Here is an 18,843-nt window from a genome sequence, read left to right on the forward strand (position 1 = left end):
CGCAGATGCGCGGCGCCGGGCCCAACGGGAGGAGGCCCCCTGGGGGCCGGACGACGGGCGGGAGGCCCCCGTCAGCTGGCCAGTGCGACCCCGGCAGAGTTCATCACCGCGCCGATGCGGCGGCCGGTGTCCACCATGCGGTTGGAGAAGCCCCATTCGTTGTCATACCAGCTGACGACCCGCACCAGCCCTTCGGCGGTGACTGCGGTCTGTGCCGCGGCAAAACAGCTGGAATGCGGGTCATGGTTGAAATCGACCGAGACCAGCGGGTCGTCCTCATAGGACAGGATACCGGCCAGCCCGTTTTCCGCTGCCGCCTTTACAGCGGCATTGACAGCCTCAGCCGTGGCAGGACGCTCCGGCACAAAACTCAGATCCACCACCGAGACATTGGCCGTGGGCACCCGGATCGCCGAGCCTTCCAGCCGCCCCTTCAGATGCGGCAGCACCTCGGAGATCGCCCGTGCGGCGCCGGTGGAGGTGGGGATCATCGACAGCGCGGCGGCGCGGGCGCGGTACAGGTCCTTGTGGCTGGTGTCATGGGTCGGCTGGTCGCCGGTATAGGCGTGGATCGTGGTCATGTAGCCGGTTTTGATGCCAAAGGCCTCATCCAGCACCTTAGCCAGCGGCGCCAGGCAGTTGGTGGTGCAGGAGGCGTTGGAGACGATGACATCGTCCGCCGTCAGATCCATATGGTTGACGCCGTAGACCACCGTGCGGTCGGCTTCCTTGCCGGGAGCAGAGATCAGAACCCGTTTGGAGCCGTTTTCCAGATGCCGCGCCGCCTGGTCCCGCGTTGTGAACAGGCCGGTGCACTCATAGGCGATATCCACGTCCTGCCAGGGCAGCTCCTCCGGATTGCGGATGGCGCTCAGCCGGATGCTGTGATGGTCGACCCGGATCAGGTCATCCGCCAGGAACACCGGCGTTTTCAGGCGCCCGTGCACACTGTCGTATTTCAGCAGATGCACCAGGGTTTCGGGTGGCGACAGATCGTTGACGGCCACCACTTCGATATCTTCCGCACCGCTTTCCAGCAGCGCCCGCAACACCCCGCGGCCAATCCGCCCAAACCCGTTGATTGCAATCTTCAATGTCATTCCTGATCTCCGGCTGTTGCACCGGACATCACTCCGGTATCGATAACGGTTGCGGTACCGATAGCGATAACGGAAGCGAAAATCAACCCCCGTACCGGCAGAGCGGCCCTTGCGGCTGCCGTCAAACTGCTGGAGCATGGGGGCATGACGAAGAAACTGCTGCTGAAAGACGTGGCCCGGCTGGCCGGTGTCAGCGAAATGACCGCCTCCCGCGCCCTGCGCGGTGCCCCTGATGTCTCTGCCAAGACCAAGGCAAAGATCGAGGAAATCGCCCGCACTCATGGCTATGTGCCGAACCGGATTGCCGGCTCCTTGTCCTCGCAATCGGTCAGCCTGGTTGCGGTGGTGGTGCCGTCGCTGAACAGCTTTGTCTTCCCGGAGGTGCTGTCGGGCATATCCGCGGTGCTCAAGGACAGTCCGCTGAAACCGGTGGTGGGGATCTCCGGCTATGATCTGGAGGAAGAGGAAAGCGTCATCCGCGAAATGCTGAGCTGGCGGCCGTCCGGGCTGATCGTGGCGGGGCTGGAGCATACCGAAGCCACCCGCCGGATGCTGCAGCAGGCCGATTGCCCGGTGGTCGAGGTGATGGATGTGGACGGTGACCCGGTGCGCCACTGCGTCGGCATCTCGCATCTGCAGGCAGGACGCGACATGGCGGCACAGATCCTGGACCGCGGTTACCGCAGGATCGGCTTCATCGGCACCAAGATGCCGCAGGACTTCCGCGCCCGCAAACGCTTCGACGGCTTCACCGACGGGCTGGCAGCCGAGGGGGTGACGCTTGCCGACCTGGAGCATTATTCCGGCGAAAGCTCGATCCGGACCGGCCGCCAGATGACCGCCCAGATGCTGGCACGCAGCCCGGAGCTCGACTGTATCTACTATTCCAGCGACGTGATGAGCGTCGGCGGGCTGATGCATTGCCTGGCTGCCGGGCTGACGGTGCCGGGTGATATTGCGCTGGCGGGTTTCAACAACCTGCAGATCCTGCAGGGCTTGCCGCAGCTGCTGGCCACGACAGACGCCTGCCGCCGCGAAATCGGTGAGCGTGCCGCAGGTATCATCCTGCAATCACGCCAGGCTGGCGGCACGGAGGGGCTGGTTTTCGACCGCCTGTGTCCGGCGATCAGCCTGGGCGAGACGCTCTGACCGTCTCCGAACTGCTGAAACCGGCAGCAGTTTCCGCCGAAAGGGCAGGGCAGCGGCGTTTGCGGCGCTTTTCGATGGCTTTGCGGCGCGCCTTGGGGCAGCCTGTAATCAGCCTGTAATCAGCCTGTTCAGTCAAGCCAACCGGAGAAGGAGCCCTGATGCCCCAGTACAACGACATGTTCGAACTATCCGTCGCGGATATGGAGCTGATCGAAACTGCCTTGCAGACCACCCGGGACACGTTGTCAGAGGCGCTTCCCGCGGCGGGCAGCAGCCAGGAGGATACGCTGCGGCGTATTCATGAGCTTCTGGGCCGGCTGCACAATCAGAAGATCTTCTACTACCCCAAGGACAAGGTCTACGTCAGCGGCTGACACTGTGCCGGAATGAAAAAGCGCTCCCCGCGGGACGGAGAGCGCTGCAGCCTGGCAAAAGGCCTGTTCTTACATTGCCGCCTTGAACAGCTGGGCGAGGTTTTCCTCGGTCAGCTCAATCGGATTGCCGCCGCAGGAGGGGTCGATGATCGCGCCCTTGACCAGCTCGGGGATCGCCGCCTCGGTGACGCCCAGGTCCGACAGCCCGCGCGGGATGCCCAGCGAGTCGTTCAGCTCCTGCACGAAGCTGCGGAAACCGTCAAAACCGCCCTCGATGCCCAGATACGCCGCCGCCATGTTGAAACGGTCCGCAATCACGGAGGCGTTGAACTCCAGAACGCTGGGCATACAGACCGCGTTGGTGGTGCCGTGGTGGGTGTTGAAATGGGCGCCGATCGGGTGGCTCATGGCGTGGATTGCGCCAAGGCCCTTCTGGAAGGCGGTGGCGCCCATTGCGGCTGCCGACATCATCTGCGCACGGGCTTCGATATCGGTGCCATCGGCATAGGCGCGGGGCAGGTAGTCCTTGACCAGCCGCATGCCCTCCAGCGCGATGCCTTGGGACATCGGGTGGTAATGGGGGCTGCTGAACGCCTCGACGCAATGGGCAAAGGCGTCCAAACCGGTGCCCGCGGTGATGAACTTGGGCATGCCGACGGTCAGCTCGGGATCGCAGATCACTACAGTGGGCAGCACTTTGGGGTGGAAGATGATCTTCTTCTGGTGAGTGACGGAGTCGGTGATCACCGAGGCGCGGCCAACCTCGGAACCGGTGCCTGCGGTGGTCGGCACCGCGATGATCGGCGCGATGGCGTCCGCATCGGCGCGGATCCACCAGTCGCCGATGTCCTCGAAGTCCCACACCGGGCGGGTCTGGCCCGCCATGAAGGCGACCATCTTGCCCAGGTCCAGGCCCGAGCCGCCGCCAAAGGCGATCACCCCGTCATGGGCGCCCGCCTTATAGGCGGCAACACCGGCGTCCAGGTTCTTCTCATTCGGGTTCGGGTCGACCTCGGAGAACATGCCGCGGCCCAGACCCGCGGCCTCCATGATGTCCAGGGTCGATTGGGTGACGGGCAGATCCGCCAGCCCCTTGTCGGTGACCAGCAGCGGCTTCTTGATGCCGGCTGCCGCACAGGCATCGGCCAGTTCCTTGATCCGGCCTGCGCCGAATTTGATTGCGGTCGGGTAGGACCAGTTTCCAACGAGAGACATGATGGTTTTCCTTTGATGCAAGTGGCCCGCCCCGGGAGGAGAAACGGGGCGGGCGGGGCCGTCCGTCAGCCGGTCACCTTCTTCAGGTGGTAGGACTTCGGACGGGTCAGATTGTGATAGCCGATGACCGAGAGGCCGCCGCCGCGGCCGGTATCCTTGCAGCCGGTCCAGCACAGGCCCGGATCCAGGTAATCGGCGCGGTTCATGAAGACGGTGCCGGTCTCGATTTGATCCCCGACGCGCTGCGCCCGCTCGACATCCTTGGTCCAGAGCGAGGCGGTGAGGCCGAAGTCGCTGTCGTTCATCAGCTCAATGGCTTCCTCGTCGGAGGACACCTTCATGATGCCGACGACCGGGCCAAAGCTTTCCTCGCGCATCACCCGCATGTCGTGGGTCACGTTGGTCAGGATCTGCGGCGTGAGGTAGGCGCCGCCATCATCCTCGGCGAAGGTCTCGATATGCGCCACCGCGCCCGCTTCAACCGCCTCGGCGATCTGGCCGCGCACTTCATTGGCAAAGCGCACATTTGCCATCGGGCCGATGGTGGTTTCCGCGTCCAGCGGGTTGCCCAGCTTGTAGCCCTTGACGATGGCAATCGCCTTCTCCAGGAAGGCGTCATAGAGGCTTTCATGCACATAGATCCGCTCGATGCCGCAGCAGCACTGGCCGGAGTTGAACATGGCGCCGTCGATCAGCGTGTCCACTGCCGCGTCCAGGTCGGCATCTTCCATCACATAGCCCGGATCCTTGCCGCCAAGCTCGGTGCCGACACCGGTAAAGGTGCCCGCAGCCGCCCGTTCCATCGCCTGGCCGCCGCCAACCGAACCGGTGAAGTTCACGAAGTTGAAGGCCTTGCGGGCAATCAGCTCCGAGGTGGTATCGTGATCCAGGAAGACATTCTGGAACACATCTTCCGGCACGCCCGCGGAATGGAAGGCCTGCGCCATGCGCTCGCCGACCAGCAGGGTCTGGGTCGCGTGTTTCAGCACCACCGCATTGCCGGCAATCAGCGCCGGGGCCACGGTGTTGATTGCGGTCATATAGGGGTAGTTCCAGGGGGCGACCACAAAGACCACGCCATGGGGCAAGCGCTTGATATAGCGTTTGAAGGTCTCGTCCTCGCCAACCTCGATATCCGCCAGCGCCTCTTCGGCGATCTTGGCCATGTGGCTGGCACGCTCGTTGAAGCCGCCGAACTCGCCGCCATAACGCACCGGGCGGCCCATCATCTGCGCCAGTTCCGGCACGATCTCGTCATTCATCGCGCCAACAGCGGCAACACCCGCCATCACCAGATCAATGCGCTCCTGCAGCGGCCGTGCCGCCCAGGCTGCTTGCGCCGCCCGTGCCCGCTCTGCCGCGGCAAAGGCGTCCTCGCGCGACAGCACCTCGCGCTCCGCAAAAACCGATCCGTCAATCGGTGAGATGCATTTCAATACCTGGCCCATCGCCATTCACTCCATTCAGAAAGGGCAAAGCCCTCTTCATCTTTCCGAAAATACTCGGGGGTTTGGGGCAGCGCCCCAATCCGGCCGCACCTGGATCACGCCCGCTCAAACCCGCGGGCGATCTCGTAGTCGGTAACCACCCGGTCGAAATCCTCGATCTCCACTTCCGCGGCGCGCACGTAGTGATCCACCACGTCATCGCCCATCGCCTTGCGCAGCATCTCCGATCCCTTCAGCGCCGCCGCCGCATCGCGCAGGGTGCCCGGTATCATGCCAGTGTCACCCTGGTAGACATCGCCCTTGGCCGGGGCTTGCAGCTCCAGGCTTTCCTCGATGCCCGCAATCCCGGCCGCCAGCATGCCCGCCATCGCGAGGTAGGGGTTCATGTCGGAGCCCGGAATCCGGCATTCGACCCGGATTGCCTTGGTCCCGTCGCCGCACAGCCGGTAGCCGGCAGTACGGTTGTCCACCGACCAGATGATGCGGGTGGGTGCAAAGGTGCCCTTCATGAAGCGCTTGTAGCTGTTGATATAGGGCGCCATGAAAGCGGTGTAGTCGGGCGCGTATTTCAGCAGACCGGCCATGTAGCTCTTCATCAGCGCCGACATGCCCAGTTCGTCGCTCTCGTCAAAGAACGCGGGCTTGCCGTCCTGCCACAGCGACTGATGCACGTGGGAGGAGGAGCCGACCTTATCGTGGCTCCACTTCGGCAGGAAAGTCACCGCGTGACTCTGCTGCTCGGCGATTTCCTTCACCGCGTGCTTGGCGATGGTGTGGTATTCCGCCGTTTCCATCGCCGCGGCGTATTTGATGTTGAGCTCCTCCTGGCCGGTCTCCGCCTCGCCCTTGGAGTTCTCGATCGGCAGCCCCGCATCCCACAGGTGGTTGCGGATGGGGCGCATCACATGCTCCTCGCGGGTGGTCTGCAGGATGCTGTAATCCTCGTTGTAGCCTGAGATCGGCGCCAGGTCGCGGAAGCCCGATTTGCGGATCTCGTCAAAGCTTTTCTCGAACAGGAAGAACTCCAGCTCGGTGGCGCACATCGCTTCATAGCCCATCGCCTTGAGCCGGTTCACCTGTTTCTTCAGGATCGCGCGCGGCGAGTGGGAGACTTCCTCATGGGTGTGGTGATCGAGCACATCGCAAAGTACCATCACGGTGCCCTCCAGCCATGGCACCGGACGCAGGGTGGAAAGGTCCGGCTTCATCACATAGTCGCCATAGCCCCGCTCCCAGCTGGTCGAGGCATAGCCGTCCGGCGTCGCCATCGCCAGGTCGGTGGCCAGCAGGTAGTTGCAGCAATGGGTTTCCTCCCAGGCGCCATTCACGAAATGCTTGGCATGGAAGCGCTTGCCCATCAGGCGGCCCTGCATGTCCACAAGGCAGACCAGAACGGTGTCAACGGTGCCATCGGCAACCTGGTCCTTAAGAGTGTCGAAGGAGAGCATGAGCGGCCCTTTGTCTGTTGCGCGCAAAACTTTTCCTCAAAAGTTTTGGCAAATTCCTTGAGTAAGGAATTTGGCCCGCTGCGGCGCAGGCCAAATTCCGTTTTCAACCGGAGCTTCAGCCGTAGCGGTAGGGGCGGCCGGCTTTCTGCATGTCAGCGTTATACTTCTTGAAGATCTCCACAACCTTCGCCTTGGTCTCGGATTCGGCTGCGATCTCATCCCAGAACTTCACGGCCGCGTCTTCGACCTGCTGCCATTCGTTGTCCGGAATGGTGGTCAGCTTCATCTTGTCGCCGTTCACGCGCAAGGACGCTTCGCCGCCCCAGTACCACCACTGGCGGTAATAATGCGACTGGTCGCAGCAGACGCGGAACAGGGTCTGCAGGTCTTCCGGCAGTTCGTTCCAGCGGCCCTGGTTGGCAAAGAACGACCCCGCCCAGGCACCGGAGATGTTGTTGGTCAGGAAGTAGTCGGTCACATCAGCCCAGCCGACGGTGTAGTCTTCGGTGATGCCGGACCAGGCGATGCCGTCCAGCTCGCCGGTCTGCACCGCGACCTCGATGTCTTCCCAGGGCAGGGTAACCGGCACCACGCCGAACTGCGCCAGGAAGCGCCCCGCGGTCGGGAAGGTGAAGACGCGCTTGCCCTTCAGGTCTGCCAGCGAATTGATAGGGTCTTTGGTGGCAAAGTGGCAGGGGTCCCAGGCGCCCGCAGAGATGTGCTTGACGCCAACCTTGGAGTATTCCGCGTCCCAGATCTCGTTCAGGCCGTACTGGTTGAACAGCACCGGCACGTCCAGCGAGTAACGCGAGGCAAAGGGGAAGTAACCGCCGAACACGGTCACCTCGGTGGGCGAGGCCATGGAGTCGTCGTCCGACTGCACCGCGTCGATGGTGCCGCGCTGCATGGCGCGGAACAGCTCGCCGGTAGGGACCAGCTGGTCGGCATAATAAAGCTCGATCTGCATCCGGTCGCCGGCGATCTTGTTGAACATGTCGATGGCGGGTTTCACCACGTGTTCGGCCAGCGCCGCACCTGCATAGGTCTGCATCCGCCATTTGATGGTGGACTGGGCCAGTGCCGGGGTGGCCAGCGGTGCCGCCATGGCGCCAACGCCCGCGGTCTGCAAAAACTTACGTCTTGTTGTCATGTCTTCCTCTCCTCTGTTGAACTTAAATCAATGCCCGTGCCCGCAGGGCGCCAGGTTTCTGAACCCTTCGCGGAGCCGTTGCGGTGCATTCTCACGAAGGATGTCGCCATGCGCGAGCACGACGGTTTCCGGTTTCCAATCGAGCATCCGGGAGAGAGCTTTGCGCAGCTTGTCCCGGTTGCCCGAAAAGGAGAACCAAATGTCGATCGGCATCTTGCCATTGGGGGCCAGGATGCCCGCCGCCCAGGCCAGGGGCCGCACCCAAAGCGGCAGCGTCTTGCTGGGCATGTTCTCGATCAGGTCGGTCAGCACCAGCACCTTGGAGCGCTTGTGGAAGAAGACGACCTCGGTGTGGACCTTGCTGCCATGCACGATCAGCTGGTCGAGATCATCGGCCCATTGCGGATCTGCGCTGTCTTGCAGGTCGCGGTCGAAATGAACCTCCACGCCCTGCTTCCTGGCCCGCGCGCGCACATTGGGCGAGGCCCAGGCGATGGCCTGCGGACAGGCGTCAGCCCACTCCGCGATATAGGCGTAGTGAATCCAGTTCGGCGACACCAGGTGGCGGATGCGCCCCAGCGTCTCCAGCTCTGCGGCCAGTTCCTTGCTGTACTGGATCGGCGAGTGCAGGAACAGATCGCCGTTGGCCAGCCGGATAACGGTCATCCGGGTTTGGAAGGGGATCTTGTAGAACTGGATCGTTGGTCCGTCCACGATCCAGATATCCGGCCCCAGCGCCTGCAGCATGGTCTTATTTTCCATAGACATACTCCGGCAGCCACAGGGCGATTTGCGGGAACATCATGATCAGGGCCAGCGCCAGCACCATCACTGCGGCAAAGGGGATGATCGAGACATAAATGTCCTTCAGCCCGATCTCCGGCGGCGCCATCGCACGCATCAGGAACAGGTTGTAGCCGAAGGGCGGCGTCATATAGGCGATCTGGGTGGTGATGGTGTAAAGCACGCCGTACCAGATCAGGTCGAAGCCAAGCGCCCCCACCAGCGGCACATAGAGCGGAGCCACGATCACCAGCATCGCGGTGTCATCCAGGAAGGTGCCCATCACGATGAAGCTCAGCTGCATCAGGATCAGGATCATCCACGGGCTGAGGCCCAGCTTGGTGGTGAACAGATCCTCGATCGCCTTGACCGCGCCCAGGCCGTCAAAGATCGCGCCAAAGGCCAGCGCCGCCAGGATGATCCACATGAACATGCAGGAGATGCCAAGGGTAGAGCGCACCGAGGTTTCGAACACGTCCTTGTTCATCCGGCCCTTCAGCACCGCGGCGATGAAGGCGGTCATCGCACCGATGGCCGAGCTTTCCACCAGCGAGGTCCAGCCGTTCACGAAAGGCACCATCATCGCGGCGAAGATCGCCAAAGGCAGCACGCCGGAGAACAGCAGGCGGTATTTTTCCTTCATGAACACGTCCTTGTAGAACATCGCGTTCTTGCGGGTCAGGAAGGAGAGGAGGCCGAGAGCCAGCGCCACGCCAAGCGCGGGCTTGGTCTCCATGGCGCCGGTCAGGATCAGCAGCGGCACCAGCACCAGCGTGCCGAGGGTGATGTAGTTCAGGCGCAGCGGGTGGTCGGTGATCTGCTCATATTCCGCCAGGTCCTCGGGGTGCATTGCGGGGCCAAGATGCGGCTGCATCCGGGCGCGGACGTAGATGTAGATGATGAACATGGTGGCCATCAGCAGGCCCGGGATCACACCGGCCAGCCACAGCTGCCCCACCGGCTGGCGCGCGATCATCGCATAGAGCACCAGCACCACCGAAGGCGGCACCAGAATGCCCAGCGAAGAACCCGCCTGAATTGTGCCGGTCACCAGGATCTTGTCATAGCCGCGGCGCAAAAGCTCCGGCAGCGCAATGGTGGCGCCGATGGCCATGCCGGCAACAGACAAGCCGTTCATCGCCGAGATCAGGACCATCAGGCCGATGGTGCCGATGGCGAGGCCACCTTTCACCGGCCCCATCCAGACGTGGAACATCCGGTAAAGGTCGTCGGCAATCTTCGATTCCGACAGCACGTAGCCCATGAAGATGAACATCGGCAGCGTCAGCAGCGGATACCACTTCATCAGCTTCATCGCGGCGGAGAAGGGGATCTCCACCCCGCCGGTGCCCCACAGCAGCATGCCGGCAACCGCGCCGACAAAGCCGATGGCGCCAAACACCCGCTGGCCGGTCATCAGCATGAGCATCATGCCGGCGAACATGACGATAGCAATCCATTCGTAGGACATCAGATTTCAACTCCGCGCAGGCGTCCGATATCCCGGAACAGTTCGGCAAGGCATTGCAGCAGCATCAGGAAGACGCCGAAGCACAGGATTGTTTTGACGGGCCACAGGAACGGCCGCCAAGCGGTGGAGCTGCGCTCCAGATAGCCGAGCTTTTCACCGGCGGCCGTGGGGCCTTCGGTCACAAGCGTCTTCAGCAGGTCCCAGAAGAACTGGACCGGCTCCAGCCCGAAATAGCCCAGGGAATAGGCCGTGGAGCTGAGCGCGCCGTACATCAGGATCACCAGGTAGGTGATCAAGAACAGCACCGTGAAGGCATCGACCATCGCCTTGGTTTTCGTCGACCAGGCGCCATAAAACAGGTCCATCCGCACATTCGATCCCATCTGGATCGAATAGGGCCCGCCCAAAACGTAATAGGCCACCATCACGAACTGCGCGGTTTCCAGCGTCCAGAGCGACGGGTTGAAGAAGGTCTTGGAGACCGACGACCACAGCAGCACCCCGATCAGGGCAAAGATCAGGTACATGGCAAAGCGGCCGATAAAGCGGTTCATCGCGTCGATGCCGCGGACATAGGCCCGGATTATTCTAGGCATCAGGCCCTCCCTCTGCCGCCAACGCGGCCAGGGCCGGACGCAGCAATGTCAGCATTTCTTCTGCCATGGCCTCTTCCTGTTCCGGCGTTGCCACCAGATCATTGCGGATTTCGATCATCACATTGGCCAGCCCATGCGCCAGCCCGTGAAGCTTCAGCGAATGGGTCACCCCGTCTGCCGGCCCATAGGGCTCGTTGCGCTCCACCCGGCGGTGCGGCAGGGCAGGGGCCGCTGCCAGCATCGCGTCCGCCAGGCGGCTGTCATCGTCATGCAGGATGCCGATTTCGACCGCGCGGTGCTGGCCGAAATATACGGGCGTGAAGCTGTGCATGGTTACCAGGATGGTTTCCTGCCCGGCATCCTTGCGTGCCTGAATTACGTCGGAGACGGTCCTGCAGAATGGCACATAGACCGTGTCCACCCGTTCCTGCCGGTCCTCCGCGCTCAGCCCGAAATTGCCCGGCACAGCAACCAGTTCGGATTTTTCCGGCATGGCGCTGGCGGCCTCGGGCGGGCGGTTGCAGTCATAAACCAGCCGCGACACCGTACTGGCCACCAGCGGCGCATCCAGCGCCCGGGACATATGCAGGGCCACCGCCCGCGCGCCCGGATCCCAGGCGGCATGGCTCAGCCGGTCCTCGGCACGCAGCCCCAGCCCGTTGTACCGGGCCGGAATATTGCTGGAGGCATGCTCGCACAGGAGCAGGACCGGGCTGGTGCCCTCACGGTTCACCACCTCCACTGTTTCCCCCAAAGCGTGAGAATCGCTCTCTCGCATATGCCGCCTCCCTGCGATTTGGAAAAATGTTTCCATGAAGAGATATTTGTGTCAATATCTTTTCATGATCGGTTCCGGACAGAGATTCCTGAAACTTTCTTTTCAGGCTGGATCCGGGTAGGAAAGTGTCTGTTCAAACGCAGGGAAGCGCCGTTGTCGAAACCGCAAGCCACAGTTCGCGAGCTGATCCGCGAGAATTATTCCTCGCTCACCCAATCCGAGCGCAAATTCGCGAATTTGCTGCTGGAAAACTATCCTGCGGCAGGTCTGGCCTCGATCACCATTGTCGCAGGCAATGCCGAAGTCTCCACGCCGACGGTGGCCCGGATGGTGCAGAAGCTGGGCTTCAAGGGCTATCCGCAGTTCCATCAGGCGCTGCTGAAAGAACTGGAGGCCAAAGTCTCCGGCCCCACAAAACGGCGCGACAACTGGGCGTCCGAGGCACCCGAAGGCCACTTGCTGAACAGATTTGCACAGGCCGTCACCGACAACCTGCAGCAGACGTTTTCCAATATAGACTCGGCCCAGTTCGATGCCGCCGTCCGCCAGCTCGCCAATACCGAAGGGCGGCTTTATGTCGTCGGCGGCCGCATCACCCGGGCGCTGGCGGATTACGCCTTCACCCACTTCCAGGCGATCCGGCAGCGGGTCACCCATATGACCTCCTCCTCCGCGACCTGGCCGCATTACGTGCTCGACATGGTCGAGGGCGACACGCTGCTGATGTTTGACGTGCGCCGGTACGAGACCAACTTGCAGCGGCTGGCGGAACTTGCCTCGGAACGCGGGGTGAAGATCGTGCTGGTCACCGACCAATGGGCCAGCCCGATCGCCTCGGTTGCCGAACACACCTTCAACTGCTGGGTCGAGATCCCGTCGGCCTGGGACTCCAACATCGCCACCATGATGCTGCTGGAGGCGATGATCGCCGCCACCCAGGAGGAAAGCTGGGACAAGACCAAGGACCGATATGACCGCCTGGATGAGCTGTTCGACATGACCCGGCTGTTCCGCAAGTTCTCCTGATCCGGCCCGGTCTGAACTGACCTGCCGCATGGACTTTGGCGGCGGCTTGCGCCTTACTGGTCAGGGTGCGGCCTGCCGCAGGGCAGGGCGCCTGGCCGGTTTCTTTCAGGCAGGAGTATTCATATGCGATTTTCCCGAATTCTGACAGCTGCCGTGGTTGCGGCGCTTGTTGCAGCGCCCGCCGCGGCCAACCCGCTCAGCCGTATTCTGGCCAAGTCCGGGCTGACGCCGCAGGACACCAACCTCATGCGCGAGGCAGAGCAGGCGCTGCTGGCCGAGGCGCAGGGCGGCACAGGCAAACGGGCCAAGTGGAGCAACCCGGACAGCGGAGCGCAAGGAGAGGTCCGGGTGGCCGGCAAGGAGGGCGACTGCGTGCTGTTGCAGCATCAGGCCTTCCTCAAGGACAGCCAGGACCCCAAGCAGGTCCGCCGCAAGTTCTGCCCCTCCGGCGGGGACTGGCTGCTGTCGCAGTGATCCGCCTCAGCCGCGTCCTTGCCGCACAGCCCGGGCGGCGCTAAGCAAGGTGCAGTATTCTTCATATTTTTCAAGAACGAGGCACCCATGTCCGAGATCACCCGCAAGCACACTGGCCAGCGCATGAGCCAGATCGTCACCCATGGCGATACCATCTACCTGGCCGGCCAGGTCGGCACCGCCGGTGCCAGTGTGGAACAGCAGACCAAGGATTGCCTGGACAAGATCGAGGCGCTGCTGGCCGAGGCAGGCAGCGACAAGACCCGCATCCTGCAGACGGTGATCTGGATCGCCGACATGAAGGATTTTGCCGAGATGAACGCGGTCTGGGACGCCTGGGTGCCCGAAGGCCACGCCCCGGCGCGGGCCTGCGGAGAGGCCAAGCTGGCCCGCGAGGATCTGCTGGTCGAATTCATCGTTACCGCTGCCAAGGCCTGAGCGCTGCAGCGCGAGCAAATGGGCGGGCCATTGGCCCGCCCTTTCTTTTTCGTGTTCCGCCGCAGGGCAGGCTCAGGACTTCAGCGCCAATGTCCCGCCCGCTGCCCGATTCACGTGCAACAGAGCGTGCTTTTAGTCCAGCGCCATCGCAGCCTTGCGGATCGCCGCCTCGGTCTGCTCCAGGTCCTCTTCCGTCAGCGCCAGGCTCGGGTAGGTCTTGCCCGGCGATTTGAAGATGCCTTCCTCGCGCAGCACCGCGTTATAGCGCTTGGTGCGTTCGGCATCGCCTGCCTGGGTGTCGCGGTAGTCCCGCACCTTGGCACCGGTAAACACCACCTCGAACAGCGACGGCTCACCGACGATCTGGAACGGCACCCCGGCTTCTTCCAGCGCAGCACTGGTCGCCTGCATCAGCCGCTTGCCGGTGCTGTTCAGGTGGTCATAAGCCCCGTCGCGGCGCAGCACCTCCATGGTCTTGAGGCCCGCAACAGCGGCCACCGGGTTGCCCGACAGTGTGCCCAGCTGCATCAGCCAGCCCTCGGCGCCGACCTGCGCCTTGTCGAAATGCCGCATGATATCGGCGCGGCCCACGATGGCCGCCAAGGGGAAGCCGCCGCCGATCACCTTGCCCAGGGTCGCCAGGTCCGGGGTCACGCCATACAGCTCCTGTGCACCGCCATAGGAGAAACGGAAGCCCGTCACCACCTCGTCAAAGATCAGCAGGCTGCCGTGTTTCTGCGTTTCCTCGCGCAACAGCTCCAGGAAACCCGGCAGCGGCGGCACGATGCGCTGCAGCGGCTCGGCAATGATGGCGGCAATCTCGTGCCCATGCTCCGCCATCAGCTGCTTGATGTATTCAAAATCGTTGAACGGCGCGACCAGAACCTCGGCAGCCACAGATGGCGGAATGCCCGCACTGTCCGGGACCGCCTGCGGGAAGTTCACCCGCTTGGCGGGCGCCAGGCTCATCTGCGCCTCTGCCGACATGCCGTGATAGCCGCCCTCGAACTTCACGATCTTGGTGCGCCCGGTAAAGGCACGGGCCAGCCGGATCGCATACATATCCGCTTCGCCGCCGGTGGAGACATAGCGCAGCTGCTCGCCGCACGGCACCGCGCGGCAGATCTCCTCGGCCAGCTCGATCCCGCGGGCGTTGTTGGCAAAGAAGGTCATGCCCTTGGGCAGCTGCTCCAGCACCGCCTCCATCACCTCCGGATGCCCGTGGCCCAGCATCATCGGGCCGGAGCCGATCAGGTAGTCGATGTATTCCTTGCCGTCTTCGTCCCACACGCGGGAACCCTTGCCTTCGCGGATGACGATACCGGGGTCAAAGTTGCCGAAGCCGCCCGCGGGCAGCACCGCGCGGGCGCGGTCAATCCATTCAGCTTGGGTGAGGATCTTTTCCATGTCTCTTGTCCTGTTGAGGGCGGGTTGCCCATTGTAGGGAGTATTTTGACCAGAAAGTCAAAAATCAGCCGATCACAGCTGCGGGAGCCCCCAGGGCCTCCCGGTCAGGCCGCACGCCAAGCCCCGGGCCTTCGGGCGGCGCGATGCGGCCATTGCGTCTTTCCGGTCCTTCCGGCGCCAGCCGCGGGCTGACGTAATGGGACAGATCGCAGACGTTCAGCACGCGCAGCGGATCCGTGGATGCGCCCAGGTGCAGCAGCGCCGCGGTGGTAATGTCAGAGCCCCAGGTGTCCTCAATGCACATCTTGGCGCCCAGATGCAGGCACAGGTCGCGCGCCCGCCGCGACGCCGACAGCCCGCCGAATTTCGACAGCTTGATGGCCACCGCGTCCATCACACCCGCCGCATGGCCCGCCAGCAGCGATGCCGTGTCATGCGCGTTTTCATCCAGTTTCATCGGCAGCCCGCAGGCCGCCCGCACCCGCGCGCAATCCTCGATGGTGGCGCAGGGCTGTTCCAGCATGATGTCCAGATCCGCCACAGCCCGGCCCACGCGCGCGGCATCCAGCGAGGTGGCGCCGCAGTTCCAGTCGCCATAGACCAGCGGACCGTCTCCGACTGCCTCCCGCACCAGCCGCAGCCGTGCCACATCTTCCTGCCAGTCGCGGTCCGCACCCAGTTTCACCTGAAACTGAGTAATGCCGGACTCCTGCGCCTCGCGGGCAATGCGTGCCATCTCCTCCGGCGCGACGCAGGTTATCGAGTGATAAAGCGGCATATCCGCCTGCCGCTGCCCGCCCAGCAGCGCATGAAGCGGCAGGTTCGCCGCCTGCGCGGTCAGGTCCCACAGCGCGATGTCGATGGCGGACTTGGCATAGGGGTGCCCTTGCAGCCAGTGGTCGAGCTTGGCCATAACAGCCTCCGGCCCCACCGGATCAGCCCCCAGCAGCACCGGTGCCATTTCCTCGACCGCAGGCATCACGCCGCGGGCATAGGCGGGCAGGTAATGCGGGATCGGGCAGACCTCGCCCCAGCCGGTGAGCCCGGTATCGGTGTCCAGCGCCAGCACAACGCTTTCGACCGTGTCGCAGGTCTTGCCCTCGGCCATGTGATAGGCGGTGTGGCTGGTCAGTGGCACATGCCACAGGGAAATTCGGGTGATCTTCATGCGCTTGTCCCCAAGTCGGATTTCTTCAACAGATCGTCCCCGCGCCAGAAGGCTGCCGCCAGCAGCGGGCCGGGCACCATATCAATGGCGTGTTTCTGGTGCGGCGCGTGGTGGATGGTGTCGCCGGGACCCGCGTCCCGCGCCGGGCAGCCCTCGGAATGAAACCGGGCCTGGCCTGCGAGGATCAGATAGGTCTCTTCCGGCGCGTGCGAGTGCTCGCCGTAGTGCTGCCCGGCGCCCCAATAGCCGATGGACAGCCGCATCTCTTCGCTTTGATACAGCCCCTCGGGCGAGATCAGGTTGACCCAGCCGTAATTGTCCAGCCACTCGCGGGTGAAGCCGTCGGCCTCGGTATAGGTCTGTTGCCAGCGCAGGCGCGGCAGGGCAGAGGCCAGTGCGGCCACTGCAGGCGCAGTCGCCTTGCTGACCTGCCTGCCGGCATCCGCTAGCTCTTCAATTTTATCGCAGACCGGCAGCCGGCGCGGCTCCACCTGCAGCACCGGCAGGTTCCGCATCCGCGCGGCGAACCAGTCCAGCCCTTCAGTCCGGGCAGCAAGCTGTGTCAGTTCAGTGAGCAGCCGCGCGGGCATCACACTAGCCTCCGTAAACCGCAACCGGATCCCCCAGCGCGCCGTCCTCGGGCGTCACGCCAAGGCCGGGCAGGGAGGGCGGCACCGCAACGCCGCGGTCATTCCGCGCGCCCTGGCCGGGGACCGGATCCACATCCAGATGATAGTGGCACAGCCAGCTTGCCAGCCGGTTTGCTTCGGGAGTCGCAGCTGCCAGATGGATCGCCGCGGTATCCGCCAGCGCCGAGCCGCCCACATCTTCGATATGCATCTGCCAGCCCACTGATACGCCAAAGTCGCGGATCTGCCGGGCCTTGGTCAGCCCGCCAACGCGGTTGGGCTTCACCTTCACACCCTCGCAGGCGCCGCGTTTCCAGGCCTGCAGATGGTCGCCGAAGGTATGCAGGCATTCGTCCAGCATGATCGGGTTGGACACGCGCGCCGCCACATGGGCGCATTGATCCAGCGTCTCGCAGGGCTGTTCCACCCAGTCGCGGGCCTTGACCGAGTTCAGCACCTCGACCGCCACGCCGGGCTGCCAGGCGCGGTTCACGTCAAAGGTCACCTTGTGCCCCTTGGGCAGCCCTTCGGAGATCGCCTCGATCCGATCGACATCCAGGCCGATGTCGGTGCCGCCCACCTTGGCAGAATGCACGGTATAGCCTTTTTCCGCAGCACGGGCGATCAGCGCCAGCATCTCCTCCGGGCTGCCGGTGGAGATCGACGAGTTCACCAGCACCGGCGCCGCCTCAGCCCCGCCCAGCAGCTGCCACAGGGGCAGGCCGGAGGCCTTGCCCAGGATATCCCAGCAGGCCATGTCGATGGGTGATTTCACATAAGGGTGTCCCGGCAGCTGCACGTCCATCACCCGGTTCACATGCTCCAGGCTGCGCGGGTCCAGCCCGATCAGGGCGGGGGCCAGCGTTTCGATCCCGGCCCGGATCCCCGGCCCATGCGCGGGCAGGTAGGTATGCCCCCAGGGGCAGCCCTCACCCCAGCCGGTGACGCCCTCATCGGTGTCGATGCGCACGAAAGTGCTGTCGAGCTTCTCGAACTTCAGCCGCCCGCCCGACAGGTAGTAGGGCTCGGTCAGCGGCATATCGAGCTGGTAGACGGTGATGCGGGTGATTTTCATGCGGTGCCTCCAAATTCTGCCACCGGCGCACCGAGGCTCTCAAAATCAGGCGTCACTCCCAGTCCCGGCGTGTCCGGCGCGTACAGCTTGCCGTTCTCTGCCCAGGCGCCGCCGATGCCGGTGGAGCGGGTGTTGTAGTTCATCAGGTCGGTGGTGTTGTGCAGGTATTCCGCCGACGTGGTGGCCGCGAAATGCGCCAGCGTCGCGCTGGCAATCTCGCCGCCCCAGGTGTCCTCGGCCACCACCGGCAGGCGGTTCTCGACCAGATAGTCCCGCACCCGGCGCGCCTTGGAGATGCCGCCGAGGTTGGAGATCTTCAGGCAGACAAGATCAGCGCCGTGATCGGCAACGATGCGCTGGGCGGCGTGCATGCCGGTCACGCATTCATCCAGTTTCATCGGCAGGTCGGTGCGCATCCGCACCTGCTGGCATTCCTCATACGTCCTGCAGGGCTGTTCCAGGATGTAGTCGAGGTCCCTGGTGGCCCGCGCCACCCGCAGCGCGTTGTCGACCCGCCAGCCCTGATTGGCATCGGCCATCGCCTTTTCGCCCGGCTTCAGCAGCGGCACGGTGGCGCGGATGCGGTCGATGTCCGCCGCCCAGTCGCCGCCCACCTTGACCTGGAACTGGCGGTAGCCCTGCGCCCGGTAACGGTCCATCTCGGCGATGGTTTCCTCGGTGCCCTTCTGTGGCGCCACCCGGTACATCGGCGCGCCATCGGTCAGCTTGCCGCCCCACAGCCGCCACAGCGGCGCATCCAGCGACTGGCCCAGAATGTCCCAGCAGGCGGCATCAAACGGGCCCTTGGCATAGCCATGCCCCTGCACGAGGTGGTCCATGATCCGTTCGATCCGGGCCGCATCGCGCGGGTCCTCGCCGATCAGCGCAGGCGCCACTAGGCGCGCAAGCGCCGGCACACCTTCGGAATGCGCCACCATGTAGTTCTCGCCGCAGGGGGTGAACTCGCCGCAACCCTGCAGGCCCGCATCGGTGTCGATCACCACAACCGAAGCTATGGCAGTTTCAATGGCATTGCCCGCGCCCCAGACATAGGCGCCGCCGGCATACGGCAGGCCGGTCTGGAACACACGGATACGGGTGATCTTCATGTTTG

19 protein-coding genes are annotated in these 18,843 nt (G+C 63.8%); 5 read left to right on the plus strand and 14 right to left on the minus strand.

What is annotated here, in order from left to right; all coding sequences use genetic code 11:
- Nucleotides 1-71: 71 nt before the first annotated feature.
- Nucleotides 72-1,100, minus strand: a complete 1,029-nt coding sequence (gap, locus tag ACFMBG_RS03920) for a type I glyceraldehyde-3-phosphate dehydrogenase (RefSeq protein WP_421053425.1) — start codon at nt 1,098-1,100, stop codon at nt 72-74.
- Between the two features lie 144 nt (nt 1,101-1,244).
- Between gap and ACFMBG_RS03925 the strand changes: the two genes are divergently transcribed.
- Both ACFMBG_RS03925 and ACFMBG_RS03930 read left to right on the plus strand, forming a co-directional pair.
- Nucleotides 1,245-2,249: a LacI family DNA-binding transcriptional regulator gene (locus ACFMBG_RS03925; RefSeq protein ID WP_421053426.1), complete on the plus strand. Its 1,005-nt coding sequence runs from the start codon at nt 1,245-1,247 to the stop codon at nt 2,247-2,249.
- Nucleotides 2,250-2,407: 158 nt separating this feature from the next.
- A complete protein-coding gene (locus ACFMBG_RS03930) occupies nt 2,408-2,623 on the plus strand; it encodes a hypothetical protein (RefSeq protein ID WP_421053427.1) in 216 nt (71 codons plus the stop codon).
- A 69-nt stretch (nt 2,624-2,692) separates the two neighbouring features.
- On the opposite strand, the gene ACFMBG_RS03935 is transcribed toward ACFMBG_RS03930, so the two are convergent.
- The 8 genes from ACFMBG_RS03935 to ACFMBG_RS03970 form a co-directional block, all read right to left on the minus strand.
- Nucleotides 2,693-3,838, minus strand: a complete 1,146-nt coding sequence (locus ACFMBG_RS03935; protein ID WP_421053428.1) for an iron-containing alcohol dehydrogenase — start codon at nt 3,836-3,838, stop codon at nt 2,693-2,695.
- Between the two features lie 65 nt (nt 3,839-3,903).
- Nucleotides 3,904-5,286, minus strand: coding sequence for an aldehyde dehydrogenase family protein (locus ACFMBG_RS03940; RefSeq protein ID WP_421053429.1), 1,383 nt, complete (start codon nt 5,284-5,286; stop codon nt 3,904-3,906).
- A 95-nt stretch (nt 5,287-5,381) separates the two neighbouring features.
- On the minus strand, nt 5,382-6,734 hold the full coding sequence (locus ACFMBG_RS03945) for a glutamine synthetase family protein (protein ID WP_421053430.1): 1,353 nt from the start codon (nt 6,732-6,734) through the stop codon (nt 5,382-5,384).
- A 115-nt stretch (nt 6,735-6,849) separates the two neighbouring features.
- Nucleotides 6,850-7,884: a TRAP transporter substrate-binding protein gene (locus ACFMBG_RS03950; protein ID WP_421053431.1), complete on the minus strand. Its 1,035-nt coding sequence runs from the start codon at nt 7,882-7,884 to the stop codon at nt 6,850-6,852.
- Between the two features lie 27 nt (nt 7,885-7,911).
- Entirely contained in the window at nt 7,912-8,646 is a 735-nt protein-coding gene (locus ACFMBG_RS03955; protein ID WP_421053432.1) for a DUF4336 domain-containing protein, read from the minus strand.
- Complete coding sequence (locus ACFMBG_RS03960) at nt 8,636-10,138, minus strand: TRAP transporter large permease (protein ID WP_421053433.1); 1,503 nt, start codon at nt 10,136-10,138, stop codon at nt 8,636-8,638. Before ACFMBG_RS03960 ends, ACFMBG_RS03955 begins: the two co-directional genes overlap by 11 nt.
- Nucleotides 10,138-10,734 carry a TRAP transporter small permease subunit gene (locus ACFMBG_RS03965; protein WP_421053434.1) on the minus strand — a complete coding sequence of 199 codons (597 nt, stop codon included), beginning with the start codon at nt 10,732-10,734 and terminating at the stop codon, nt 10,138-10,140. Before ACFMBG_RS03965 ends, ACFMBG_RS03960 begins: the two co-directional genes overlap by 1 nt.
- On the minus strand, nt 10,727-11,512 hold the full coding sequence (locus ACFMBG_RS03970) for an N-formylglutamate amidohydrolase (protein ID WP_421053435.1): 786 nt from the start codon (nt 11,510-11,512) through the stop codon (nt 10,727-10,729). The genes ACFMBG_RS03965 and ACFMBG_RS03970 overlap by 8 nt, the downstream gene beginning before the upstream one ends.
- Before the next feature lie 153 nt (nt 11,513-11,665).
- Here ACFMBG_RS03970 and ACFMBG_RS03975 point away from each other — a divergent pair, with 153 nt between their 5' ends.
- The 3 genes from ACFMBG_RS03975 to ACFMBG_RS03985 all read left to right on the plus strand — a co-directional run bounded on the left by ACFMBG_RS03975 (nt 11,666) and on the right by ACFMBG_RS03985 (nt 13,450).
- Complete coding sequence (locus ACFMBG_RS03975; protein ID WP_421053436.1) at nt 11,666-12,538, plus strand: MurR/RpiR family transcriptional regulator; 873 nt, start codon at nt 11,666-11,668, stop codon at nt 12,536-12,538.
- A 123-nt stretch (nt 12,539-12,661) separates the two neighbouring features.
- Nucleotides 12,662-13,012 carry a hypothetical protein gene (locus ACFMBG_RS03980; protein ID WP_421053437.1) on the plus strand — a complete coding sequence of 117 codons (351 nt, stop codon included), beginning with the start codon at nt 12,662-12,664 and terminating at the stop codon, nt 13,010-13,012.
- 87 nt (nt 13,013-13,099) lie between these two features.
- Nucleotides 13,100-13,450, plus strand: coding sequence for a RidA family protein (locus ACFMBG_RS03985; protein WP_421053438.1), 351 nt, complete (start codon nt 13,100-13,102; stop codon nt 13,448-13,450).
- Between the two features lie 132 nt (nt 13,451-13,582).
- Here the strand turns inward: ACFMBG_RS03985 and ACFMBG_RS03990 are convergent, their stop codons facing one another.
- The 5 genes from ACFMBG_RS03990 to ACFMBG_RS04010 all read right to left on the minus strand — a co-directional run bounded on the left by ACFMBG_RS03990 (nt 13,583) and on the right by ACFMBG_RS04010 (nt 18,838).
- Nucleotides 13,583-14,857: an aspartate aminotransferase family protein gene (locus tag ACFMBG_RS03990; RefSeq protein ID WP_421053439.1), complete on the minus strand. Its 1,275-nt coding sequence runs from the start codon at nt 14,855-14,857 to the stop codon at nt 13,583-13,585.
- Nucleotides 14,858-14,921: 64 nt separating this feature from the next.
- A complete protein-coding gene (locus tag ACFMBG_RS03995) occupies nt 14,922-16,025 on the minus strand; it encodes a mandelate racemase/muconate lactonizing enzyme family protein (protein ID WP_421053440.1) in 1,104 nt (367 codons plus the stop codon).
- Nucleotides 16,022-16,615, minus strand: a complete 594-nt coding sequence (locus ACFMBG_RS04000) for a dimethylsulfonioproprionate lyase family protein (protein ID WP_421053441.1) — start codon at nt 16,613-16,615, stop codon at nt 16,022-16,024. Before ACFMBG_RS04000 ends, ACFMBG_RS03995 begins: the two co-directional genes overlap by 4 nt.
- A gap of 4 nt (nt 16,616-16,619) precedes the next feature.
- Nucleotides 16,620-17,729 (minus strand): mandelate racemase/muconate lactonizing enzyme family protein, encoded by a 1,110-nt coding sequence (locus ACFMBG_RS04005; protein WP_421053442.1) that lies wholly within the window; start codon nt 17,727-17,729, stop codon nt 16,620-16,622.
- Nucleotides 17,726-18,838: a mandelate racemase/muconate lactonizing enzyme family protein gene (locus ACFMBG_RS04010; RefSeq protein ID WP_421053443.1), complete on the minus strand. Its 1,113-nt coding sequence runs from the start codon at nt 18,836-18,838 to the stop codon at nt 17,726-17,728. Before ACFMBG_RS04010 ends, ACFMBG_RS04005 begins: the two co-directional genes overlap by 4 nt.
- Nucleotides 18,839-18,843 lie beyond the last annotated feature (5 nt).

This window comes from Leisingera coralii, from assembly GCF_049056525.1.
Lineage (GTDB): Bacteria > Pseudomonadota > Alphaproteobacteria > Rhodobacterales > Rhodobacteraceae > Leisingera > Leisingera coralii.